At 65.2% G+C, this 24,074-nt stretch carries 17 protein-coding genes; 10 read left to right on the top strand and 7 right to left on the bottom strand.

Annotation, left to right across the window (positions count from 1 at the left end):
* Positions 1 to 61 precede the first annotated feature (61 nt).
* From ACT86A_RS20845 to ACT86A_RS20830, 4 genes are all read left to right on the top strand, one after another.
* Positions 62 to 6,397, top strand: a complete 6,336-nt coding sequence (locus ACT86A_RS20845) for a DEAD/DEAH box helicase (RefSeq protein ID WP_445093853.1) — start codon at positions 62 to 64, stop codon at positions 6,395 to 6,397.
* Positions 6,397 to 8,634, top strand: coding sequence for a 3'-5' exonuclease (locus ACT86A_RS20840; protein ID WP_445093852.1), 2,238 nt, complete (start codon positions 6,397 to 6,399; stop codon positions 8,632 to 8,634). The genes ACT86A_RS20845 and ACT86A_RS20840 overlap by 1 nt, the downstream gene beginning before the upstream one ends.
* A gap of 31 nt (positions 8,635 to 8,665) precedes the next feature.
* The gene (locus ACT86A_RS20835; protein ID WP_445093851.1) at positions 8,666 to 10,882 is read left to right on the top strand and encodes a 3'-5' exonuclease; all 2,217 of its coding nucleotides are present in this window, start codon (positions 8,666 to 8,668) and stop codon (positions 10,880 to 10,882) included.
* Between the two features lie 130 nt (positions 10,883 to 11,012).
* The gene (locus ACT86A_RS20830; RefSeq protein ID WP_445093850.1) at positions 11,013 to 12,974 is read left to right on the top strand and encodes a UvrD-helicase domain-containing protein; all 1,962 of its coding nucleotides are present in this window, start codon (positions 11,013 to 11,015) and stop codon (positions 12,972 to 12,974) included.
* 46 nt (positions 12,975 to 13,020) lie between these two features.
* Here the strand turns inward: ACT86A_RS20830 and ACT86A_RS20825 are convergent, their stop codons facing one another.
* Complete coding sequence (locus ACT86A_RS20825; RefSeq protein ID WP_445093849.1) at positions 13,021 to 14,961, bottom strand: N-6 DNA methylase; 1,941 nt, start codon at positions 14,959 to 14,961, stop codon at positions 13,021 to 13,023.
* An 833-nt stretch (positions 14,962 to 15,794) separates the two neighbouring features.
* Here ACT86A_RS20825 and ACT86A_RS20820 point away from each other — a divergent pair.
* From ACT86A_RS20820 to ACT86A_RS20805, 4 genes are all read left to right on the top strand, one after another.
* On the top strand, positions 15,795 to 16,121 hold the full coding sequence (locus tag ACT86A_RS20820) for an Rv1352/Rv1906c domain-containing protein (protein ID WP_445093848.1): 327 nt from the start codon (positions 15,795 to 15,797) through the stop codon (positions 16,119 to 16,121).
* A 451-nt stretch (positions 16,122 to 16,572) separates the two neighbouring features.
* Positions 16,573 to 17,064 (top strand): hypothetical protein, encoded by a 492-nt coding sequence (locus ACT86A_RS20815; RefSeq protein ID WP_445093847.1) that lies wholly within the window; start codon positions 16,573 to 16,575, stop codon positions 17,062 to 17,064.
* Between the two features lie 33 nt (positions 17,065 to 17,097).
* Complete coding sequence (locus ACT86A_RS20810) at positions 17,098 to 17,691, top strand: DUF4352 domain-containing protein (RefSeq protein ID WP_445093846.1); 594 nt, start codon at positions 17,098 to 17,100, stop codon at positions 17,689 to 17,691.
* 38 nt (positions 17,692 to 17,729) lie between these two features.
* Entirely contained in the window at positions 17,730 to 18,161 is a 432-nt protein-coding gene (locus tag ACT86A_RS20805) for a DUF4189 domain-containing protein (protein WP_445093845.1), read from the top strand.
* Positions 18,162 to 18,333: 172 nt separating this feature from the next.
* Here the strand turns inward: ACT86A_RS20805 and ACT86A_RS20800 are convergent, their stop codons facing one another.
* Entirely contained in the window at positions 18,334 to 19,842 is a 1,509-nt protein-coding gene (locus ACT86A_RS20800; protein ID WP_445093844.1) for a plasmid pRiA4b ORF-3 family protein, read from the bottom strand.
* Positions 19,843 to 20,014: 172 nt separating this feature from the next.
* The gene (locus ACT86A_RS20795; protein ID WP_445093843.1) at positions 20,015 to 20,740 is read right to left on the bottom strand and encodes a glucose 1-dehydrogenase; all 726 of its coding nucleotides are present in this window, start codon (positions 20,738 to 20,740) and stop codon (positions 20,015 to 20,017) included.
* Positions 20,741 to 20,829: 89 nt separating this feature from the next.
* On the opposite strand from ACT86A_RS20795, the gene ACT86A_RS20790 reads away from it, so the two are divergent.
* Entirely contained in the window at positions 20,830 to 21,249 is a 420-nt protein-coding gene (locus tag ACT86A_RS20790; protein ID WP_445093842.1) for a MarR family winged helix-turn-helix transcriptional regulator, read from the top strand.
* An 18-nt stretch (positions 21,250 to 21,267) separates the two neighbouring features.
* On the opposite strand, the gene ACT86A_RS20785 is transcribed toward ACT86A_RS20790, so the two are convergent.
* The 4 genes from ACT86A_RS20785 to ACT86A_RS20770 all read right to left on the bottom strand — a co-directional run bounded on the left by ACT86A_RS20785 (position 21,268) and on the right by ACT86A_RS20770 (position 23,385).
* On the bottom strand, positions 21,268 to 21,507 hold the full coding sequence (locus tag ACT86A_RS20785; protein ID WP_445093841.1) for a hypothetical protein: 240 nt from the start codon (positions 21,505 to 21,507) through the stop codon (positions 21,268 to 21,270).
* Positions 21,504 to 21,857 carry a hypothetical protein gene (locus tag ACT86A_RS20780; protein WP_445093840.1) on the bottom strand — a complete coding sequence of 118 codons (354 nt, stop codon included), beginning with the start codon at positions 21,855 to 21,857 and terminating at the stop codon, positions 21,504 to 21,506. Before ACT86A_RS20780 ends, ACT86A_RS20785 begins: the two co-directional genes overlap by 4 nt.
* The gene (locus ACT86A_RS20775; protein ID WP_445093839.1) at positions 21,854 to 22,009 is read right to left on the bottom strand and encodes a hypothetical protein; all 156 of its coding nucleotides are present in this window, start codon (positions 22,007 to 22,009) and stop codon (positions 21,854 to 21,856) included. The genes ACT86A_RS20780 and ACT86A_RS20775 overlap by 4 nt, the downstream gene beginning before the upstream one ends.
* Before the next feature lie 242 nt (positions 22,010 to 22,251).
* On the bottom strand, positions 22,252 to 23,385 hold the full coding sequence (locus ACT86A_RS20770; RefSeq protein WP_445093838.1) for an NsdA family TPR-like regulatory protein: 1,134 nt from the start codon (positions 23,383 to 23,385) through the stop codon (positions 22,252 to 22,254).
* Positions 23,386 to 23,500: 115 nt separating this feature from the next.
* Between ACT86A_RS20770 and ACT86A_RS20765 the strand changes: the two genes are divergently transcribed.
* A complete protein-coding gene (locus ACT86A_RS20765) occupies positions 23,501 to 23,869 on the top strand; it encodes a hypothetical protein (protein WP_445093837.1) in 369 nt (122 codons plus the stop codon).
* The last annotated feature ends 205 nt before the right edge of the window (positions 23,870 to 24,074 follow it).

Below are 24,074 nucleotides of genomic sequence, written 5' to 3'. Positions count from 1 at the left end.
CAGGTCAGATGCCTTCCATAACGACCCGGCCCAACAGCCGACTGATATTCGAGGAGCACACGTGGGGGCCCTGCTTCCGACTCTGCAAGCCGAGCGGCTGCGGGAGGGTTTGACCGACTACCTGACGACAACCTTCGCCCTGACCGACCCGGACACGCAGGGCGCCCTCACCGACTTCATCGGCCATCCCAAGGACGGCCTGTTCAAGGGCCCCTACGTCCGCCTCCGGCTGCCCTTCTCCCCTGCCGGCGGCAACTGGGGAATGCACCTGGACTGGTGGCCGAAGTACTTCGAGCCGTACGGGCACCAGGCAGCGGCGTTCGAACGGTTGTCGACCAAGTTCCAGCGACGGCCCCAGCCCACATTGGTTACCACGGGCACCGGCTCGGGTAAGACCGAGTCGTTCCTGATCCCGATCCTCGATCATGTGCTGCGAGCCAAGAAGGCCGGGGTCGTGGGGATGAAGGCCCTGATCATCTATCCGATGAACGCCCTGGCCAACGACCAGGAGCAGCGACTGGCGAAGATGATCACCGGGCATCCCGAGCTGTCAGGAATCACCGCCGGGCTCTACACCGGCGAGCAGTCCTCGGGTGGGCGAACGCTGGTGTCGGAGGCGGGTCTCATCACCGACCGACGGCTGATGCACGATTCACCGCCCGACATCCTGCTCACCAACTACAAGATGCTCGACCACATGCTGTTGCGGTCGGATCGGGCAGCGCTGTGGCGGCAGTCGGCGGATTCGCTGCAGTACGTCGTTCTCGACGAATTCCACACCTATGACGGTGCGCAGGGCACTGATGTGGCAATGCTGTTGCGGCGGCTCGGGTTGACGATCAAGGCGCACTGGACGTCGGGATCGCCCGTCGGCGAGGAAGACCGGAAGCGGCCGCTGGGCAAGATCACCCCGGTGGCGACGTCGGCGACGCTCGGATCCAAGGACTCTTCGCCGGAGACCATGCTGGCGTTCGCGAAAACCGTGTTCGGGGAAACGTTCGGCGAAGACGCCCTGATCGGAGAGACACGACTCTCGGTCGAGGATTGGCTGGCAGCGCGCAGCCTCGCGCTGGACCGGACCTTCTCACCGATCGAGCCGGTAATCGCGGACGCGGTCGAGGAACTGAACAAGGTTGCGGCGCAGGCCCCGACGAACAAGCGGTTGACGGCTTCGGTGCTGGCCACGTTGTTCCGCCAGACCTCCGATATCGATGACACCTTCGACCGTGCTGCGGCGAGCTTGAACCGGCTCGACGAGACCGACATGCTCGACCTGATCAAGCGGCACGGCACCGTCGCACGCTTGCTGCGCAATACCCTCGACGTTTGCTCGATCGAAGACCTTGCGGTGCGAGCGCTGCCGGCGCACACCGGTGAGCGGGATCTCGCACGAGGACAAGCGCAGCGGGAACGGTACCTCGGATATCTGCTTGCCGCACTGTCGCACCTGCGGGCCGAAGCCGGACGTTCGGCGCTCAATGTCGATGTGCACCTGTGGCTTCGGGAACTGTCTCGGATCGACCGGGCGGCCACGGTGACTCCGCTGTTCCGGTGGTCCGACGACGGAAAGCTCGATGATCCGACGACCGAGTACTACCCGTCACTGTATTGCCGGCACTGCGGGCGGTCGGGATGGGGTGTGCGGCTGGCACCGACCGGCAGCACGCTCGATTCCAGCGATGACGACATCCGCGGCTATCACGCGACCGGCGGGCCGAGGTTCCGTGCGCTGATCTCGGCGCCGACCGAGGCCGAACTCGACAACGCCGTAGACGGATTGCAGTGGTTCCGGGTCGACGATCGCGAGATCATCGACAAGCGTCCCGACGCCGACAGCTCGGACCTGCTCGACGGACGGGTGCTGCCGGTGCTGTACCTGAGCGGCCCCGAAGCCGACGAGAACTCGACGAAGGACCTGTGCCCGGCATGCGGCGCCGAGGACGGGATCAGGTTCCTCGGCAGTGCCATCGCCACCCAGCTGTCGGTGGCCCTGTCGAACCTCTTCGGTGATGCGCGCCTCGACAACGCTGAGAAGAAGGCACTGATCTTCACCGACAGCGTGCAGGACGCGGCGCATCGGGCGGGGTTCGTCCAGGCGCGATCGCACACGCTCAGCTTGCGCTCGACATTGCGGAATGCACTGGGCGACCGGGTGAGCGGGTCACAGACATTGACCCTGTCGGAGCTGTGCGCCGCTGTGCTCGACCGAGCCGGTGAGGACCCGAATCGGCGCTACCGGCTGTTGCCTCCCGACATCGTCGAGCACGACGAGTTCACCGCGTACTGGCAGCCGGACCGGCCCGCCGCGCTACGCCGCAAAGCGGCCAAGAATGTTACGCGGCGCGTCCAGTTCGACATCGACCTCGAATTCGGTCTGCAGTCGCGGTTGGGCCGCACCCTCGAGCTGACCGGCAGTGTGGTCGCCGAGGTAGATCTCGGTTCACCGCAACGGGTTGCGCAGCTCGGTGCCGCCGCACTCGAACGCACTGAGCACCAGCTTGCGTTCTCCGCACCGGCCTCTGACGCGGTCACCCAGTGGGTGCGTGGCGTGGCAGAACGCATGCGCACCCGTGGCGCGATCTCGCATGAATGGCTGACGAAGTACGTGCAACGCGACGCCAACCGTCGGTGGGTGTGGGGTGGTCGGCCCAAAGGTCAAGGCATGCCCGCATTTCCGAAGGGCCGGCCTGCCCCGGCGTTTCCGGCTGTAGGCGGGCGCACAATCCCCGAGGGCTTCGACCCCATCACAGCAGCCACGTCCTGGTATGCGCGATGGGCGGCGCAGTGCCTGAATGTGTCGCCGCACGAGGGCGGTTTCCTCGCTCGGGCGCTGTTCGACGTGCTCGCCGAGGAGCGGATCGTCACCACGGAGAGCACCGAGAAGTCGCTCACCGCCTACCAATTGACCCACGACTCGATCCTTGTCGGGATTCCCGATGCCGACGGGCTCGCGGACATGCGGTATTTGCTGGTCTGCGATGTCTGCCAAACCCCGACACCGGGCAGCGCCGCCGTCATCGACCAGCTCGACAGCGCGCCCTGCCTGCTCACCCGCTGCCCCGGCAAGCTGACTCGGGCGGCCAAGCACGACAACTTCTATCGCAGTCTCTACGACAGCTCGGAAATGAAGCGGGTCGTCGCCCGGGAACACACCTCGCTGCTCCCGACAAAGACCCGGCTGGAATACGAGACCAAGTTCAAGACCACAGCCACCGACCCCGCCGCGCCGAACGTGCTCGTCGCCACGCCCACCCTGGAGATGGGTATAGATATCGGTGACCTGTCCACCGTCATGCTCGGCTCGATGCCGCGCACGGTCTCGTCGTACCTGCAGCGAGTCGGCCGCGCCGGACGTCTCACCGGCAACTCCCTGGCGCTCGCGTTCGTGCGTGGCCGGGGCGAGCATCTGCCAAAGCTCGGCGACCCGACCTCGGTGATCCAGGGCGAGGTCCGCCCGCCTGCCACCTTCCTCACCGCCGAAGAGATCCTGCAGCGCCAATACATCGCGCACATCGTCGACCGGCTGTCCCGGAGGGCCGGCGCCGAGGACCCGGGTAGCGCCAATAACGTCCTGTCGAGTTTCGACGAGGGGACCTGGATGGGCACCCTCGTCGAAACCGCCGATGAGGACGCCGATCTGCTTCTCGATGAATTCCTCGCCCAATTCGGTGACACCCTCGGCGAAACCGCCGCGGCCAACCTGCGAACCTGGGCCACACCACCCGGTCTCGGCGACCACAGCGGGCTCGGCGTGCTGCTGCGCGAAGCGGTGCACCGCTGGAACCGCGATGTCAACGAATTGCGCCACCGGCGCACCGCCGTAGACGCCGCGATCCCCGAATTCGAGCAGCGAGCCAACTCGCCTGCCGCGACCGACGACGACAAACGCGACCTCCGCACGGCACGTGGCACGCTGAAACTGCTGTCCCGCAGCATCAGCGATCTCACCACCGAGCACTGGGTCGGCGTGCTCGAACGCTACGGAGTGCTGCCCAACTACACGCTGCTCGACGATGCGGTCACCCTGGATGTCGGCATCACCTGGATCGACCCCGACACCAACGAATACGCCGAGGACACAGCCAGTTACCGGCGCGGTTCCCGGGTCGCGTTGACCGAGCTCGCACCGGGCGCCACGTTTTACGCGCAGGGACTGGCTGTCGAGATCGACGCTGTCGACCTCGGCACGGGTGAGTCCGCCATTCACACCTGGCGGGTGTGCCCATCGTGTGGGTGGACCGGGATCAGCCACGCCGCGGATCAGAGCCCGCCGCCGATCCAGTGCCCCCGCTGCCACACCTCGGCCATCGCTGATGTGAGTCAGCAGTTGCAGGTAGTCGAGATGACGAAGGTATCCGCCGAAGTCCGCCGCGACGAATCAGCGATCACCGACATCCGCGACGAACGGCGCAAGGAGTCCTTCACTGTCCTCACCGCGGCCGACGTCAACCCCGACAACATCACCAAACGCTGGTTTGTCGCCGAACAGGACTTCGGCGCGGAGTACTTGCGCCGCATGGATATTCGTTGGATCAATATGGGGCGGCGCAACTCCCAGGGCGGCAAACGCACCATCGCCGGCAATACGACAACCGGTGGGTTGTTCCGGGTGTGCTCCGGCTGCGGACAGCTCGACAAGATCGCCGGACAGAATCAACCGCACGAGCACCGCAGCTGGTGCAAGTACCGGAAAGCCGACGACGAGAAGCACGTTCGCGAGATCGCCCTTGCGCGGACGCTGCGGACACAGGCGGTACTGCTGCACCTGCCGAGTTGGCTGGAATACGACTCGTTCGCCCATCCGAGCCTGAGCGCGGCCATCCTGCTCGGGTTGCGTCAGGTGATCGGTGGCTCACCGGAACATCTCGACGTCGCCACCATCACCGACGCACTCCACGCACCGAATCAGCGCGCTCTGCTCATCCACGACACCGTGCCCGGCGGCACTGGTTACCTGGCCGACTTCGCCAATCCGGCGCGGGTGTGGGCGGTGCTGGCCGCGGCACGGGAGGTGGTGAAGAACTGCGACTGCACCGACCGGCTGGCCTGCCACAAGTGCCTGCTGCCGTTCGCACCGCCGCGGGAACTGGACAAGGTTTCGCGGATCACCGCCGCCAAGGTGCTCGACGACCTACTCGCCTGCCAAGGCGGTGAACCGGATGCGGACAGCTGGCTGGCATCGATCACCGAGGAGACGCCGGAGAAACGTCTCGGCAGTGAAGAGTCGCCGCTGGAGCGGGAGTTCTACCGTGCCTTCACCGAACGCCTCACCACCATGGGAGCCACGATCGTCGAGAAGCCGGGCACCTACGGCCCGACAGCGACGATCAAGCTGCCGGGCTCGAAGATCCGGACGTGGCAGCTCGAACCCCAGGTACTCATGGGCAACAGCCAGCCCGACTTCCAGCTCCGCACCGCCGACCCGGACATCCCGATCATCGCCCTCTTCGCCGACGGTCGCCGGTTCCACGCGGTGCCCGGAAAGAACCGAGTCACCGACGATGCCCGCAAGCGGGAGATCCTGCGGTCGGGTGGGGTACTGGTGTGGTCGTTCAGCCACGACGATCTGCTGCAATTCACGGGCGCCCAGCCGATGCAGCCGTCCTGGTACACCGACAAGCTCGCCAAGTTCACCCTCAACCACGGAAACCTGCGGCCCGCTCTGTTCAAACTCCTGCACGCAGATCCGATCACCCAGCTGATCGAGTTCATGCTCAACCCGGAACGGGAGGATTGGAACGCCGTCGGGCACTGGCTGCCACTGATGTTCATGCTCGACGGCCGGGTGCCCGGCGACGGTGACGCCATCGCCGGCTGGGCGCTGGATCTCATCGAGGGCAACGGATCACAGATCACGGCAGGCGAATACGCGTGCTGGTCCTACACCGACGGGCCGCTGACCCTCACCGCCGCATTGCGCAAGGACAAGAAGGTCCTCGACGCAGTTCTCGCCCTGGACGACCGCGACGACACGCTCGAACTGCGCGAGGGTCACGCCTGGAAGGAATGGCTGCGCCTGGCCAACTGGTTCGGCCTCGCCGACCACGTGGTCACCACCCGCAGCCTGCTGGCGGCCGACAGCACCGTGCCCGAGCGCGGTCCCGACTCCACCGGCGCCGGACTCACCCCCGAATGGCAGGCCCTCTATGACGACACCATTTCCGACGCCGAACGCGAACTCGTCCTCGGCCTGGCCGCGGTGGGGGCGCCGGTACCGGAGCTCGGTCTGGAAACCGATCGTGGTGACGTCATCGATATCGGGTGGGCGGATGCCCGTATCGGGGTGCTCCTCGAAAGCCCCGATGCGGCCCCTACGATGACCGAGCAGGGCTGGACGATCTGCCCGGCTGATCCGGCAGAGCTCGTCCAAGCGCTGAAGACGAACGGGGTGATGTGATGGCGCACATCGTCATGACCAGTACGAGCAAGTCCGGCGTCGAACTCGAGCGGGCTGTCCAGCGCCGGGTCTACGACTTCCTCGACACCGTCCAGAACGACGAGTCGGCCGCCGCCGGGCTCATCGAGACCGTCCCCGGCGCGCGCGACGAGCGTGTCCGGCTCGGGCGGATCGGCTTGGGCCACAGCGCGATCCTGTTCCAGGTCGTACCTGCCAACGGCGACAGTTCCTACGTCTACGTCGGCGCGTGGCAGGATGCTGCGGCCGCAGAGTTGGCGCCCCGCGCCGAGCTGCAGGTCAACCCGGTCAACGGGGTACTCGACCTGATCGTGCACGAGGCCGGCGCGGAGATCGTTCCCGCTGCCACCGCAACAGCTCCGCAACAGCGAGGCTACCTCTCAGGCCTCGGCTTCACGCTCGCTCAACTCACCGGCGAGCTCGGACTCACACCGCAGCTGGCGGTCAAGGTCCTCGCGGCCCCCGACGATCACGAACTCAACGACCTCGCAGCCGAGGTCGACGGATGGCAAGGCTCCGCGATTCTCGACCTGGCATGCGGCGTCGCCCTCGACGACATCCGGGAGAAACTGCGACTCGACGAGAACCCTGTCGACGCCACGCTCGGCCGGGACGAGCAGACCCTGCAGGCACTGACCCATCCCGCCTCGCAACTGCGTTTCACCTATGTCGGTGAGAACACCGACGAGCTCCGGCGCGTCATCGAAGGCGGCAGTTTCACCGCCTGGCGGACCTTCCTGCACCCAGAGCAGCGCACCTACGCAGAGAAGCACTACAACGGCGCCTTCCGGCTGTCCGGTGGAGCCGGCACCGGCAAGACCGTGGTGGCGCTGCATCGGGCACGCAATCTCTGGCGGCAGAACAAGAATGCCCGCATCGTCCTGACCACCTTCAACCGGACTCTGGCTCGGCAACTCCAGGCGGATCTGACGACCCTCGAACCGGACGTCACCATCGCATCCGCCCCCGGCGAACCAGGCGTCTACATCGACGGAGTCGACAAGCTCGCCAGCGATGTTCTTGTTCGCGCGCGGAACCTCATCCCTGTCACCGAAGCGGTACTCGGCAGTGCCACCACCGTCTCCTCCCGGCGCACCGATACCGCCAAGGTCTGGCGCGAGGTCACGAAATCTGTTGATACGTCGCTGGATTCGCGCCTCACCACAGCCGCGTTCCTCGACAACGAGTACACCGCTGTTGTCCTGGCCAACAAGGTCACCACCGTCACGGAGTACGCCACAGTGGCGCGGGCGGGGCGTGGTGTCAGGCTGAACCGTCCGCAGCGGATCGCGGTCTGGAAGCTGATGGAAGCATTCCGGCGGCACAGCCGCATGGATGGAACTGTCAGCTTCCCGGAGGTATTGGCGCTGGCCGCGGAGCACCTACGGCAGCGAAGCGCCGCAGGTGAGCCATTCGTCGCCGATCACGTCATCATCGACGAGGCGCAGGACCTGCATGCCACCCATTGGTCGATGCTGCGCGCGCTCGTCGCCGAAGGCCCCGACGACCTGTTCATCGCCGAGGACTCCCACCAGCGGATCTTCGGTCAGCCGGTCGTCCTCGGCCGGCTGGGTGTCAAGATCGTGGGCCGCTCCCGCCGACTCACGCTGAATTACCGGACGACGGCGCAGAACCTGCGGTTCGCCGTCGACATCCTCTCCGGCGGTGACTACCAGGACCTGGAGGAAGGGAACGAGTCCACCCACGGCTATCGCTCTGCCCGCACCGGGCCGGAACCTGTTCTGGTGGAATGTAATTCGCTGGCCGAGGAACTCGATCGAGTCACCGAAACGGTGCGCGGATGGCTGGGCGAGGGCGTGGAACCATCGAGCATCGCGATCCTGACCCGAGGCCGCAACGAACGCAGCCAGTTCGTGCGCGCTCTGGGCGAACGTGGCATCGAAGCGCGCGTTCTCGACGACAACCCCGCAGGCCCCGGTCATGTGCAGGTGCTGACGATGCACCGGGCCAAGGGAATGGAATTCGCCAAGGTGATCCTCGCCGGTGTAGACGAAGCCCACGTTCCCGCCAAGTCCGTCCTCAATGAGGCGCCTGAGGAAGAGCGCGGTGACGCCGAACTGCGGGAGCGGTCCCTGCTCTATGTGGCGGCCAGCCGTGCCCGCGATCAGCTCGTCGTGACCTGGAGTGGCCGGGCATCGGCTTTCCTCCGGCCCAGCTTGATCGAGGCAGCAAGCGTCGGCGGCCGACACCGCGGGTAACCGACGCCGATCGAACGAAGTGGGGTATGGCGTGGCCAATCTCGTCCTGGCGAACAACAAGGCGATGCCGAAGATCGACGGATCGATCAAAGATAAAGTCTGCGACTTCTTCGACAAGCTGCGCGCTGACGACACCGCACCCGGCCTGCACATCGAGCCGCTGCGCGGAGCCGTCGACGCCCGTGTGCGTACCGGGCGGGTCGACCTCAACTATCGGGCCGTCATGTTCCGTGTCGACGACCGATTCGGCGAGCCGACTTACATCTACCTCGGCACGTGGAAGCATGACGTCGCCAACAAGCTTGCCGAGCAGGCGACGTTGCGGGTCAACCCGATCAATGGCGTCCTCGAAGGCATTGTCAGCCAGCTCGACGGAGGCAGAAAGCGGCCGGACGTCCCCCATCGCTATGGCGGGGCACCAGCACGGCCGACGCTTGGTTACCTGGCCGGTGCGGGCTACACCCTCGAACAACTCACGGACCATCTCGGCCTCGATGCGGACCTAGCCGCTGAAGTGCTCCGCGCACAGGATCAAGACGGCGTGTTCACCGTGGCGCAGATGACAGAAGTCGCCTGGCAGCAGAACGCGATCCTCGAACTGGCGGTGGGGCGTTCCATCGATGACATCCGTGATGCTTTGGGCTTGGCAGAGCCGTATCCGGAACCGGTTCTCGACGAAAACGAGCAGATTCTGGCTGCCCTGTCCCATCCGGCCAGCAGGATGCAGTTCACCCTGGTCGATGACAGCGACGAGCTGCGCCGAGTGATCGAGGGCGGTGATTTCACGGCCTGGCGGACCTTCCTGCATCCGAGCCAGCGCCGGTTCGTGGAGCAGGACCAGCGCGGCGCCTTCCGCTTATCCGGAGGCGCGGGAACAGGTAAGACCATTGTCGCCTTACATCGTGCACGTCACCTCGCCAGGCAGAACCCTGGCGCACGGATCGTGCTGACGACCTTCAACAAGGCCCTCGCGCAGGGGCTTCGTGACAGTCTTCTCGCTCTGGATCCGACGATCACGCTCGCCGACCGACCGGGTGAGCGCGGCGTCTACGTCACCGGGATCGACAGGCTGGCAGCCGCCCATCTTCGGAACACCACCGATCTCGACTCGGCCTTTCGCATTGTGTTCGGCGCCGATACGCCGGCCCGCTCGGGCCAGGCAGTTTCGCCCGATATCGGCTGGGCGGAAGCAACCTCATCAGCGGAGCACAACCTCGACCGTCGTCTCGCCCAGACCTCGTTCCTGTCGACCGAATACGTCAACGTGGTGCTCGGCAACCAGGTGACCACGCAAACGGAATACCTGAAGGTTTCGCGAGCCGGCCGCGGCGTCCGACTCAGCCGACCCCAGCGAATTGCGGTGTGGCAGATCATCGCCCAATTCCGGAAACTGGGCCGAGCCGCTGGCCGTTTGAGTTTTCCAGAGGTCCTCGCGCTCGCCGCGGCAGATCTGCAGTGGCGCGCCGAATCCACCGGGCAGTACCTTGCCGACCATGTGATCGTTGATGAGGCGCAGGATCTGCATGCCACGCACTGGAAGCTGCTGCGCGCCCTCGTCGCGGAAGCTCCCAACGACCTATTCATCGCCGAGGACTCGCACCAGCGCATCTACGGTCAGCCTGTCGTGCTCAGCAGGCTCGGAATCAATATTCGCGGCGGCCGCAACGGCAAGCTCACCCACAATTACCGCACCACAGCTCAGAACCTGCACTTCGCTGTCAGCATTCTCGAAGGAACGACCTACCACGACCTCGAGGAGGGCGAGGAATCCACCGCCGGCTACACCTCCGCACGGCTGGGGCCTGCCCCGGCACTGATCCGTTGCGATTGCGCCGCCGCCGAACTGCAGGCCATCGCGGACCAGGTCACCGCCTGGATCGATGAGGATGGTATCGGTCCGGGTGAAATCGCGGTGCTCGCCCACAGCGCTCGTGAACGGGACTTCCTGGTGCGGGCGCTAGGCGAGCGTGGTGTAGCCGCAGAGGTTCTCGGCGACGCGCTGCCGTCCGGGAGCCAGGTGACAGTGCTGACGATGCACCGTTCCAAGGGGCTGGAATTCCGATGCGTGGTGCTCGCCGGCATCGACCAGGAGCATGTGCCAGCACAGCAGAGGGTGCGCAATGTGCCGACGGAGGAGCGCGACGAAGCCGAGCGGCGCGAACGATCTCTGCTTTATGTTGCGGCCAGCCGCGCGCGTGACCAGCTGGTGGTGATCTGGAGTGGGCGGATATCAGAGCTGCTGGCATGACACGAATCCCATCACCAAGGCCGGTGTTGTCTGATTCCGTTTCTCCACCTTCGATCTTCAACTATGTTGGACAACAAGGTATTTGAACCCGTGTGCCGGGGCAGCGTCCGGCCGTGCAGATCGGGGGATCATGGCGAACATTCATCGTGAGCGGGTTGCCCGCTGGGCCGAACGCACCCTGTCCGAGCAGCGACAGCTGACTTCCGCACAGCGCCGCTTTCTCGCCGGTCTGCTGACCGTCCGCGGCTGGCATCTTCTGGTGGAGCGTAGTACGCCGCGCTCGGATCGAGCAGCCGCGTTCGCAGTGGGACGAACCGGCGTCTTCGCGCTCGTCTTCGCCGAGTCGGTGCCGGACTACGCCACCATAGCGAAAATTCGCAAGAATGCCGAAGAGTCGTTCGCCCGCCTCGCTCTCGTCGGCACCCAGTTCGTTCCGTACTCCGTAGAGCTGGTGCTGTTGGTGCCCGACGCGCAGCACTTCCTCGCCGACGGTCGCTTCCTTGTCGCCGACGAACCCGGGTTCGTCGGCATGCTGGTGCGCGGTGATCAACGAATGCGCGCCCAGCGCGCAGACGAACTCGCGGCGACCGCCGCGGCGAAACTGTCATCACACCAGTGGCTACGTGCCGATGATGCTCCCGAATCCGAATCCATCGACGCCGGAAAACTATTCGATGAAGTCGACCTTCGCTCCGCGGCTCGCAATGTCGCGCTGGCCCGGCCGTTCGGCGACTGGATGACCTTTCTCGACCCGGATCAGCTCTCCCACGTGCATGCCACCTTCAATGGTCCGGCGAGATTCAGCGGGCCGGCCGGGACAGGAAAGTCGGTCGTAGCACTACATCGCATGGCCCATTTCGCCAAGCGCAATCCAGGCAGGCTTCTGTTCACCACGTTCGTCAAGACGCTACCCGCCTACCACGAACTAGGGTTCCGGCGTCTTGCTCCGCACGCGGCAGATCGCGCCAAGTTCACCGGGCTGCATGCCTGGACAACGGGCTTCCTACGCAGCCGTGGAATCGATTTCGATCTCGATGAGGGCGCGATCAATACAGCGCTGGCCAAGGCGTGGCAGGGCGCCCGGGACATTTTGGACCGTGTCGAAGGCACCGACCACGGTTACTGGACCGACGAGATCGATCGGGTGATCAAAGGCCGAGGGATTTCGGAACTGGGGAGGTACAAGACGGTCAAACGTACCGGCCGCGAAGGGATCAGTCTGCATTCGAACAAGCGCGAGTATGTCTGGGAACACTGGTACACGCCCTATCAGCAGGGCCTCGAAGCGCGCGGCGCGCACGACTTCAACGACGTCATCGCGCTGGCCGTCGACGAGCTGAAACAGCGCCCCCTCGACAGCACTGAGGATTACGCGATGGTGGTGGTGGACGAGGTACAGGACTTCACACTTCGGCAGCTCGAGCTGGTGCACCAGATAGCGGGCGGCGGTCCTGATGCACCGTTGCTTCTGGTCGGCGACGGACAACAACAGGTCTACGCCGGTGGTTGCACCCTCTCCGAAGCAGGCATCCCTCTCGCCGGTGGCCGTGGCCGCGTGCTCCGCAAGAATTACCGCAACAGGCAAGCTGTCCTGCGGTATTCGCAACGGATCGAGGCGGGCAACACCGTGGACGACCTCGACGGCGGTGCCGGCGTCATCCTCCGCGACAGCGAATCCACGCTGCCCGGCGGCCAAGCGCGCGACGTACGCGTCCAACGTCGAGGCATCGACCGGGCACTCCCCCAAGCGATCCGTGACGCATCACTACCTTCCAGCGCCGAGATCGCGGTGATCGTCAATTGGCCCAACGAGGCGAACCGCTATCTGCAAGTCCTGCGGCGCGCGGGTTTCCCCGCGATTTCGCTGGAACATTACGATGGCAGCCAGGTCGGTCCGATCAAGGTCGGCACGGTCAGGCGCGCCAAAGGGATGGACTTCGCCGCGGTCTTCCACATCACCGAAGAGCCGCCCACCGATCCGACACAGCTCTCCGGGGGCGACAGGGACCGGGCCGATATGCTCGCCAGACAACTTCTCGTCGCCACGAGCCGCCCGCGCGACTACCTGTGGGTTGCCTATCTGACCGATTGATCCGGAAGTTTCGGCGACCGATCGGCCCGCCCGAGATAGCCGAGAACTATCTGGGCGGTTCGATCGCCCCCGAGGTCAACCCCGTTCCGATCAGCTCCGCCGCTCGCTGCGCCGCATCGGCCGTCCGGGCCGCCGCCACACGCAGCAGGTGCAGCCGACGGAACGCCTCGGCATATGGCTTCTGATCTTCGAGCCGCAGAATCGGAATCCGCAAGCGGGTGGGGTCGATCCGGATGGTCGTCGCGCCGAACATCGCCGCCGAGTTGTCGGGGCTGCCGATGAAACCGGCAAAGAACCATGGATCCAATCGGGCGGGATCGGCACGAAAAACGATCACGCCTGCCCCGGGAACTGCCCCCACGTCGGCGCCTTCCGCCACCCGAGCACCAGGTGCGGTGCCATGGTCATCGCGAAATCGCGAGACCAGGATGTCGCCCTCGCGGATCACCTCGGTGGAGGCGTGGACGCCGGGGCCGGTGAGACCGCACGGCCCCCGGCCGGCGAGCAGGTCACGACCAGACAGTACCGGGCGCTGGGGTGAACCCACGGCCTGATCTTCCGCCGCTAGTGGGACCAGGTGGACCGCGCCACCTCGTTCGAGGTCACCGACGGTGGCCGTCCGCAGGGTGAGGTTGCCGCCCGGGGACCAACGCTCGATGGTCTCGGCAGCGGTACGGAGTTCAGCCAGGTTGTGGCCGAGGAGCTCGATGGCGGCGTGGGCGGAAGCAGCGATACTGTCGGGGTCGACGGCGGCGCGGACTCGACGGGCCGGAGTGAGGTCGATGTCGTCGTCGAGGACATCCATGACGCGAACCACGGCGGTGAATCCGGCAATTGTGGCGGCTTCCACGTCACTGTGGTCGAAGGCACGCCAAGTGTCGGTCACTCGCTCGGCCAAGGCTTGCCAATCCGATTGGCTCTCCCCGGAGTCGAGGACTCTAGCGGCGTCGGTGAACAGAACGAACTCGGACCTAGCCGCAGTATCTGGGCGGCGGAGCACCCAGATATGCAGGCCCACCTGCTTGGGGGTCGACGCCCCGGGCGGGAGCGCGATGACAGCGCGCAGCGCATTTGCGCGTAACAGTTCCATCCGGATCCGTCGCCCGGATGTCCGCGAGGCGACGGCCGGCGGCAGCAGAACGATCACTGTGCCACCGGGGTGTACGTGGGATAGGGCATGTTGGACCCAAGCCAGTTCGGATTCGCCTCGCGGGGGCACCGAGTACTCCCACCGGAGGTCGAGGGCCAGCTGGTCTGCGCCCCAATCACGTTGCGCATATGGGGGGTTCGACAGGATCGCGTCGAACTGCTCGCCCGGAAAAGCATCGGACAGGAGGCTGTCGCCCGTGCGGATCTCGACACCGACATCGGGGAGCTCCGCATGCAACAAGGCGGCGGAGCGGGCAGCCTGGACGGCCAACACGTCCTGTCCTGCCAGGGTTGAGGCACCGATCCGGGCAGCCTCGCGCAGGAGGGCACCGCTGCCGCAGGCAGGATCGAGAATGCTCTGAGGTTCGAGGGAGGAAGCGGCGGCAAGAAGGTCGGCCATCAACGCGGCGACCGGCAGGTCCGTTGGATAGACGCCTGTGCTCGGCACCGCATCCAGCCCACGTTCAGCGAGCACATCCAATGTCGCCTTGATTCCGGCCTTCGCGACCGCGTCATGAATCGCGGCATGCACCGCGGTGCCACCGGCAACATCCCGATCGCTGACGGCTTTCATCAATGCGGGCACTTCGCTGGGATCCACCTCGGCGCGGAGAACCGTACGCAGCCGCTGGACAGGCGAGTCAGCGGACCGTACACCGTGCCCGCGCAGCCATTCCTGCACCTCACCGAGATCGAACACCGGCCGAGCTTCGGTTCCGCCGGACACCGGCGCCGGGAAATCGGCATGCCGACGCCGCCAGTTGCTGACGGTCGCACGGGTGACGCCGGCCAGCCGTGCGATCTCCGCCGCAGCGACCGTGGGCGTTGAGTCCGACATGAGCCTCCTCCCGACCAGCCCCCACTCGGAGGAGGTCGTAGCCCAAGATAACACGGCGTCAGATTGACGATGTTTTCAACAAAGCCGCAGGCAGGGGCTTATCGCCACACCTAATCTGATTGAAAACAATGTCAATCGCTTGCTTGCTCGACATCTAGATGCTAATTTCATTGCAACAACGGCGAACAACGTCGATTGCAGAGCAGCCAAAGACTCTGTCCCCCAACAGATCTCACCCAACACCCGGCATCGAGCCGTGATTCGTCGTACCCGCATGCGCCTGACAGGAGAACGTATGTCCACCCGCCGACACCTTCGCCATCGTCGGCCCCGATCCGGCAATCCATCCATCCTGACCCTCCTGCAGGGCGACGACCTGTGCAAACAGTGGTTCTGGATGCCGACGACTCGATGCTTCCACGGCAAACGCCGATACTTCACCCGCTCTGACGCCGAGCTCGTCCTCAGCGGCCTCGACGCCAGCGATCCACGGCGCCGGGAGAAGCGGAGCTACGAGTGCCCGTCCTGCCACGGGTGGCATTTGACCAGTAAGTCCCTGGAGCAGTACTCCGCCGCCAGAACCGTCCATAGCGGCGCCGCCGGCACGGCGGCTCTAACTGCGCGGGCGCCGATCACACTCGACGTTCCGCTCGGCAGTGGTCCGTTTCCGACCCCCGCCGAGCTCGCCGCGCGGCTCGCCAGATCCTCTGCAGCGCTCGCGGCGCCGAAACCTCATCCGACCGTGCGGCTCTGGCGGCGACTGCTCCGCGAGATTCGGCGCCGAATCCCGACGACAACTGAATAGCCACTGCCGTTCTACCCGAGGAATTCTCATGAACACGATCGTTCGTACCGCAACTGCCGCGCTCCTCACGACCGCAGGCATCCTCACCGTCACAGGCACCGCGCAAGCCGCCCCTCGCACGTCACTGAAGGAAGGCACCCAGGTCGTCGGCACCGATGTCGCGTCCGGGATCTATCACACTGCCGGCCCCCGCGACAGCGACTACGGCTTCTACTTCATCGAATGGCTGCCCTACAAGGGCGCCCGCAGCTCCGAGCTGATCGACATCCAGAGCTACACCGGTGAGTCGTACGTGACATTGCGGGACGGCGACGTCGTCACGGTCACCGGGTGCCGCTGGACGCTCGACAACTGATCTCCCCCATTGCCCCTCTCTCCCAAGGAGTCACCGTGACCAATCCCCATCCGGCTTCTCGCCGGGACCCCACTACCCGCGGCCACCGAGGAAGAAGCAGGTGTGGCCGTGGGTGCTCGGCGCGATCGTCGCCGTAATTCTGCTGCTGTCCGGCAGCTGCGTCGCCTTGATCAACGGGGCAACGAACAAAGTCGCAAAATCCGGAAAAGAGCGCAACACTTCCGCTTCTCGCAATACACGTAGTCGGCGCCCAACGGCCGTCGGCAAGTTCTACACCTTCGATCCCCCACATTGCCAGCACTGATCCATTCAGTGCCGATGACACCTGCGCCAGGACCCGGCTGCGTGATACCGGAATCAACAGTCGCAAGCTCCCGTGGCGAAAAATTAGAGGAAATCGCAAATGTCTGAGTATCGTGGTTCCAGCCTCCTCTGGCCTCGACGCACCCCGTTGGTGCGCCTGCGCCGGACTGCTATTGCGCTTTCGGTCGCCACCGCCGCTTTGCTGATGGCGCCATTGTCGGCGTGCGATGCGGATACTGCACGTACGGCGCCAACGCCGTCCACGACACCGTGGCGGCAACCTACAACGACCGCAGCCGCACCGAAGCCGGTGTTCCATCCAACACCCGACCAGATCTCGCTGTCCCTGACGACTGTCAAGAAGAGCTGCTTCGGCTCGGCCGGGTGCAATGTCAATGTCCACGTCGACCCTACGTTCCTGTTTCAACAGGAAATCCCGGCCGGCAAGAAGTGGACGGTGATCTACGAGATCCGCGGTGGTGAGGACGGCCCGAAGATCAACAACTTCACCTTCACCCGCGGGGACTCCGCCGACAACGTCAGCTATCGGATCGCGCAGGAAGAGAGCGTCAGTACCAGCGGACCGAACGACCTGCTCACGGTATCGGTCACCGACATCCTCGCCAGCGGCGCTGCCTGACTTCACCACTACCCCAAAGGAATCGCAATCATCATGACCAACCCACAGCAACCTCATCTGCCGACGAGCTGCCAACCGCCGTTCGTCCCGGATCCGCCCCAGCGGAAGCGGCGCGTCTGGCCCTGGGTGCTGGGCGGCTTCTTCGCTTGCATCATCCTGCTGTTCGGCGGCTGCGCCTTGCTGATCGGTAGTGCCGCACACGAAGTGGCGAAGCAGGAAAACGAACGCACTGTCGCGGCGCCTGCCGGCACCAATGTACGAGACGGGAAGTTCAGCTTCGTCGTGACCCAGGTCGACGCACCGGTAAAGACCGTGGGCGACAACCAGTTCTTGAAGCAGAACGCCCAGGGCGAATACATCCTGGTGCACATCGAGGTCACCAACACCGGGGACAGACCGCAGACCTACTTCGGCGACAACCAGAAGCTCGTCGACGACGGCGGCCGGGTATTCGGTAACGATACTCGCGCCGAGCTGAACCTGAACGCGCACCTGGTATCGGAGATCAACCCTGGCAACAAGATTTCGGTGATCCTCGCGTTCGACGTCCCCGAAGGCACCACGCCGGCCGCGGTCGAGTTTCACGACTCGATGTTCTCCGGTGGCGCCCGCGTCGCGGTCAAATGACGGCCGATAACACCTCTACTACAACGAAAGTCGCGCTGATGAAAATCTCGATCACCACCGGAATCCTGCTGACCTGTATCGCCGGGGCCACCGCAACCGCCGGTCCGGCCTACGCCGACACACCCCAGTGGACGGCTGTGGCGGTGTCCGTTAACAACGGTTTGCTGAACAGCGCATACAACTACACCGACCTCGAAGAGGCGAAGAACGTCGCGATCACCAACTGCGACCGCCGGATTCCGCCGCCCAGCGGATCGAGCGCGCCGGTGCACGACTGCCGCATCGTCCTGACCTTCGCCAGCGGGCAGTGCGGCGCCGTCGCCGCGGGAGACCGGATCTCCAGCGGCGAGAAGGTCGGCCGCATCTACTCCTACTCGGTCGGAAACAGTCTCACCGAGGCCGACTTCGACGCGGTGCTGAAGAACCCCGGACGCGGCGTATCCGTCTGGTGGTCGCAGTGCCAGCGGTAAGCTGCTCACCGACGTGTTCGAAGCACACGTGACCGAAACGGGCGACCGGCTGGTTGATCACCTGCCGGTTCACTCCAATGTCCACGTAGCACGGGATTGCGCTGCACTTCGCAGGAACTGCGACCGGTCCGATCTCGGCAGATCCAGCGGACCCGGAAACTCGGCGATCGACTCAACCCGCCATAGCACCCAGCACCGCCCGCGCGAACACCGCCGCATTCGGCCCGGCACTGCGGACAACCCGCAGATCCTGATACTCCTCCTGCAACAACCCACCCATCACCAGCACATCGACGACGGGCCGCACGAGCCATGCGACATGCCCGCCTGCCATCCGACCTGCCGAATCCCGCCAGCCGAGCGCGGTCACACATTCCGCCGCGATCTGGTCGGCCTGCTCGGCTCGGCCGGCGGCGATGGCAAGAAGGAACACCGCGGCAGCCTCCTTCCCCGGGCTGCCTTTGCTCAGCGCACTGAACCGTTCGGCAATGTGGAACCACAACCCCACCGGATCGTCGTACAAACGACGGGCCGCTGTGGTCGGCATCAGACGGCCCTGATACTTGCGGAGTAACCCGAGCCGCTGCGCAGATTGCCGCAGTTCAGCAACCTGCGGCGTGAGATCTTCCCGGTTCCCCTTGCCGATCCAACGCTCGGCGAGTCCGAGGTCGGCGAAGGTCGCCGCGACGACCGCAGGCGGCATATACCCGGCCGCACTGAGTTTCACACCGTCCCGCCCGACGTGGTCGAGCAAGATACGGAAGGGGCGAGCCAGGGCGGCGGCGGTATCGATATCGACCTCGACCGGGCCGTCCAATCCGGCCTCGGCCAGTAGCCGCCGGAGCTTCCGCTGCTCAGGGCTCGGCAAGTGGAGCAGAGCGTCGACCAGCACACCCGGCACCCGTCCGAAGCCAGGCGACTGCGGGGCGGGCGTATCACGGGTACTGCCGCCGACCCCGAAACCGGCCAGCTCGGCGTTGATCTTGTCGATGTCGAACGCGATGGGCGCCCAGTCATCGGCATCGACGTCGTCGCCGAATTGGTCGATGAACTCGACACGAGCCAGAGCCTGGTCTTTGTGTTCGGGATCGGTCGCCGCGTCGAGCAGTTCGAATCCGGGCACACCACCGCAGTCGTCGACCGGTGCGCGGCGCCGCCCGGCGATGCATCGCGCGCGCGACGATTGCGCGGTGCGCGGCAACACCTTCTCCAATTTCACCATGTGCTGCCAGTCGTCGCCGAAGTCGTAGCAGTAGAACAGCACTTCGCCGATCTCGGTGAGTACCTCGTCGAGCCGGACCTCATCCTCGGGAACGCCCTGTTCCCCGAATGCAATCTGTTGCGGGCACAAGTAGTACTCGGTCCCGGCACCGTAATATTCACGCCCGCTGCCGAACTGATGCAAATGGCTGTCATCCCAACCGAATGAACTCTGCACTATGTCGTGCAATTCGTCGAGAAACAGATCCGAGGCCAGCTCCAGCCGCCGCCACACCGGCGGTGAGGTGTAACGCAAGTCGATCCGCACCTGGAAAGTCACCAGCTCGGAACGGCGCGGACGCCGCCGCGAAGGCACCGCGTTCCGGTCAGCCGGATCATCCGGCGCCGACGCCAGCGGGAACGCGATCAGCCCACCGGCCTGCGACGCACCGTCATCGCCTGGCAAAGAACCGAGTCCCATCACGGTCCGTACACTACTCTCGGTCCGCCGGGCGGAATGCCCCAGTGAGCGTCCGGGAACTCTCGTCAGACGTGGCTGGGGGTGAACTGCCTCGCCCCACGGCGATATCGACACGCTGGAGATGAATCCCCCTTTTTGTTGTGGTCTGATTCGCGCGGAATCAGGCTTCAGCTCAGAAGAGACCTCCGCCGGCGCGGATGGTTTCGCCCGTGATCCAGCGCGCCCCGTCGGAAGCGAGAAAGGCAACGATATCCGCGATGTCGCTGGGCTCACCAATGCGTCGGAGCGGGGTCTGGTCGATGATCTGTTCGGTCAGCGCCCGGCCTCTGCTCGCGGCGAGCGCTTCGGTTCGGACGGCGCCGGGCAGCACGCTGTTGACGGTGATCTCGCGCGGACCGAGTTCCTGGGCCAGTACCTGGGCCAGTGCTTCGCTCGCGGCCTTGCTCGCGGCATAGATGCCGGACCCGGGGCGGTGGGTCACCGTGACGCCGGATGACACCAGCACGATTCGGCCGCCGTCGTTCAGGCGGTTGGCGGCCTCCCGCAGCGCGACGAAGGTGGCCCTCGTATTGGCGGCGAATATCTCGTCGAAGTCGTCGACGGTCGCCTCCGCGATGGGCGCGAAGCGGGCGATGCCGACATTGTTCACCAGGATGTCCAGCTTGCCGAAGTGTTCCTCGGCGGCGTCGAACAGGCCGCGCAGCTGAGCCGGGTCGGCCACGTCTGCGCGGGCGGCAACGGCCTGGCCGCCGCCGGACTCGATCCGCTGCACCACTTCGTCCGCCGCGGACCGATTCGAGTGGTAGTTCACGACCACCGAGGCGCCGTCGGAGCCAAGTCGTTCGGCGATGGCACGGCCGATTCCGCGGGACCCTCCAGTGACGATCGCGACCGGCATGGCACCTCCAATAGATGAGTTCTTAGATAGTCGTGATACTCAACTAATTCTCCTGGAGTGTCAATTGTCGATGATCTAAACTTCTCCGCATGACCTCGGAGGACGATGCGCTGGCCACTGCCTTTGCCGGGCTGCATCGCGAGGTGCGAGCCATCTACGGGATCATCGCGCGGCGCCTGGGAATCACCATGCAGCAAGCTGAACTGCTGTGCGCGTTGGACGGTCGGCAGCCGTCGTTCGGTGAGCTGGCGGCGTTGCTCGGCTGCGACAAGACCAACGTGACCGGCATGGTGGATCGGCTGGAGCGACGCGGGTTCCTGGTGCGGGAAGCCGACGCCGCAGACCGCAGGATCACCCGGGTCGTGCTGACCAGGCCGGGTATGGCGGTCCGGGGGGATATTCGCGCCGCGCTCGCCGAGGAGCTGACCGACCGGCTGCCCCGTACCGATCGAGCGCGACTGATTGCTCAGCTGACGAAAGCCGCATCAGCACTCGCAGACAATCGCTGAGTGTGAGTCCAGGATCGGTCATGCTCGGGTGAGTCGGCGTGACATGGTCATGATGGTGGCGATGTAGCCCATAGCCTCGCCACGCTGTTGCGTGTCAAAAGGGTATTGAGACCGGCCAATTCGTTTCACATCAGCCCCGTTCGCTCCTCGAAAGTCACCTGCGCAGTCGTCGGCCAGGCGTTCGGCCTCGATGGTGCCGAACTGGAAGTTCCCTGCCCAGACGATGTACGTCGTCCGGCAGCCATAGAGGTTCGTCACTCTGTGCCTGCACCAGGTGGGGCGAACATTGCGATGTCGTCCAGGGCGTCGTCGGCCCGGCCAGCGGTCTTTGGATCGTCCACAAGGCGCTGGAGTGCGGGCACGACCCGGTCACGGTCGATGCTGCGATGGATACGAGCGATGTGCCCCAAGGCGGTGGCCGCGCTGTTACGTACGTCGTCGTCGGGACTGTCAGTGAGGGCCAAGGCCCGGTCGGTCACCCATGCTGCATCTGGATCATGAAGCGCCACTCGGAGAATGGTTTCGGCCACCACCCGGCCCGCACCTGATTCGAGCAACGGGATGGCCTCGTTGCGCTCGATCGGATCCAGCCGTTGATAGGTACTCACAGCGGCTGGCCCTTCCTGTTCACCACACCGGCTTTCACCAGGGCATTCTGCATCTCCTGGGTGAGTTTCTCCCACCTCCTGTGATGCCCGTGATTGATGCCGGATTCGTTGTGGGTCTCGTCGAAGACATCGAACTCGAGCCGATGATACATATTTCGAATGGTGCAGGTGTGCAGGTTGGACCGTCGACGACAGTGAATGGCCGAGGTAGTAGCCGCCTCGGATCATCTCGCCCACCAGTCATCCAAAGCCATTGCGCCACCGCCGAATTGCTCTCGGAGAGCGGCGCGTGTACTCCAGGGCCTACCTGCTCAGACCTTCATGCAAGAGGCACCAGGTCTCAGGTGACTGACCTGCGCGTCTGCCGTTGATTCGATACGTCCACCGCTGCCATTCACACGCGGCGTTCCGTGAAAATGGCCTCAACCTCAGCTACCCGCTGCTCCAGCCGCACCGAGCCCAGTTCGGCGGCATCTGCCCGCACCCGGTGCAACGTCTCGCGCGCGGCGTCGTTCTGCCCAGTGCGCGCGTATGCCTCGGCCAGCCAGGACCGGTACAGTGCAGCTTCTCGCTGCCTGTCGGCGGGATACCGCTCGACCACGGGCGACAACAGCGTCTCCGCCTCGGCGATGTCGCCGAGCTGCACGGCACAGCGTGCGCGCATCACGTCGATTTCGTCGCGGTCGAGCCAGTATGTCCAGTCCGGCTCGGAGTCCCCTGGTCGCCGACGGTCGTAGTCGTCGTCCACCGCATCGAGCGCGCGCCGTGCGTTGTCGGCGTCCCCGGACTTCGCTGACGCCCACGCGACGCGCTCACCGAGCAGCGCCCGCACGATGGGCGGTGATTCGGCGGTACCGTGCAGCGCCGTACGCGCAAGTAGGGCAGCCTCTTTCGGGTCGCCAACGTTGGCAAGCTGGTAACTCAGCGTCGAAAGCAGTTGCCCTGCCAGCGGCCTGTCTCCGGCCCCGGTTGCTGCCGTCACGCCGTCCAGGTAGACGCGTTGCGCCTGCCGGTAGTGCCCGGCGTCGGCGTAGACCCACCCGCCCAGTTGTGACAGCTCGCCGACCACCCGCAACAACCGGCGCCGCGTGTTCGGGGCATGCGTGCCGTCGCGCACCACGGCCCGCGTGGCGTCCAGATCGCACCGCACCACCGGGTGCAACGTTGTCCCGCCCACCACGTCATCCAGTCGGCGCAGCTCCACCACGCGCCGCTCCATCTCGTCCACCAGGCTCGACCCGATCCGCCGCCCAGACGCCATGTGTTCGGCCGAAGGCGGGTCGCTCAACAGCCACTCATGCGCGATGCGCAACGGATCACCAGGCGGCGGCGTCAATGTCTCTGGTGCGGTGCCCAGCGCCGCCGCGTACGCCTGCCGTATGTCGCCGCTGACCGGTCGTAGCCCACGCTCGACCTGGCTCAAATAGGCGGCGCTCCAGTGTGTTTGTCGGGCAAATTCCCGCAACCCGACGCCCGCTGCCTCCCGAGCGGCGCGCAGCGCGGGGCCGAGCATGGGCGCATCGTTCATTTCGCACATCTTTCCCGACCGCCGCGACCAATTGCGCTTTGCAAACAACTTGCAGACGCCCTGCAACCACCGTAATCCTTCCGGACCCCAAAATGCCCGCCTACCGTCCATTTTCATGCCCCGCCGCCGGGTCGACTCCGGTCCCCGGCGGCGGGTGCACACCATCCAGACCAGCAGGGGAGGAATGGCGTTGGACGCGATCGGCTGGATAGATCCGTGTTTGCCGACACTGGAATGGGACGCGGGCCAGGTGCGGCGTCTGGCGCGGCGGTTGGGCTACACGCTGCACTGGGCCGACACCAGTTCGGCACTGAGTCTGGTCGAACAGGTCGGAGCGTCCAGGGCATACGTGGTCTTGCTTCCGTCTTCGGCGCACATCGACTTGGTGACCTTGGATCGGCTCATGGCCGTGGTCGATGTCGAATGCGCCGCGCCCCGAGCATCATTCACCCGCTGGACAATCATCGGCGGGGTGCGCCGATGAGCTGGGCTCAGACCGGCCTCATGTTCGTAATCGCCATCCCATTGGTGGTGGTCTTCGCCATGATCTTCTGGCCATCCGACTACGACGACTGACTGCCTGCAGTGGTCAACGTCGACGGCCCGCCGCTCTGCGATGTTGTGTTGTATTCCTGTCGGTTGGCCGGGCGGAATCGACTGTCAACGGCACGCGAATCGTGCTGTCGACA

It is taken from the genome of Nocardia glycosmidis (assembly GCF_052545115.1).
This window is presented reverse-complemented; position numbering and strand designations above follow the sequence as displayed.

Coding starts and splice junctions, on each gene's coding strand:
- ACT86A_RS20840 (WP_445093852.1), top strand. CDS start 6,397: ATGGCGCACATCGTCATGACCAGTACGAGCAAGTCCGGCGTCGAACTC.
- ACT86A_RS20830 (WP_445093850.1), top strand. CDS start 11,013: ATGGCGAACATTCATCGTGAGCGGGTTGCCCGCTGGGCCGAACGCACC.
- ACT86A_RS20825 (WP_445093849.1), bottom strand. CDS start 14,961: ATGTCGGACTCAACGCCCACGGTCGCTGCGGCGGAGATCGCACGGCTG.
- ACT86A_RS20820 (WP_445093848.1), top strand. CDS start 15,795: ATGAACACGATCGTTCGTACCGCAACTGCCGCGCTCCTCACGACCGCA.
- ACT86A_RS20810 (WP_445093846.1), top strand. CDS start 17,098: ATGACCAACCCACAGCAACCTCATCTGCCGACGAGCTGCCAACCGCCG.
- ACT86A_RS20805 (WP_445093845.1), top strand. CDS start 17,730: ATGAAAATCTCGATCACCACCGGAATCCTGCTGACCTGTATCGCCGGG.
- ACT86A_RS20800 (WP_445093844.1), bottom strand. CDS start 19,842: ATGGGACTCGGTTCTTTGCCAGGCGATGACGGTGCGTCGCAGGCCGGT.
- ACT86A_RS20795 (WP_445093843.1), bottom strand. CDS start 20,740: ATGCCGGTCGCGATCGTCACTGGAGGGTCCCGCGGAATCGGCCGTGCC.
- ACT86A_RS20790 (WP_445093842.1), top strand. CDS start 20,830: ATGACCTCGGAGGACGATGCGCTGGCCACTGCCTTTGCCGGGCTGCAT.
- ACT86A_RS20775 (WP_445093839.1), bottom strand. CDS start 22,009: ATGTATCATCGGCTCGAGTTCGATGTCTTCGACGAGACCCACAACGAA.
- ACT86A_RS20770 (WP_445093838.1), bottom strand. CDS start 23,385: ATGAACGATGCGCCCATGCTCGGCCCCGCGCTGCGCGCCGCTCGGGAG.
- ACT86A_RS20765 (WP_445093837.1), top strand. CDS start 23,501: ATGCCCCGCCGCCGGGTCGACTCCGGTCCCCGGCGGCGGGTGCACACC.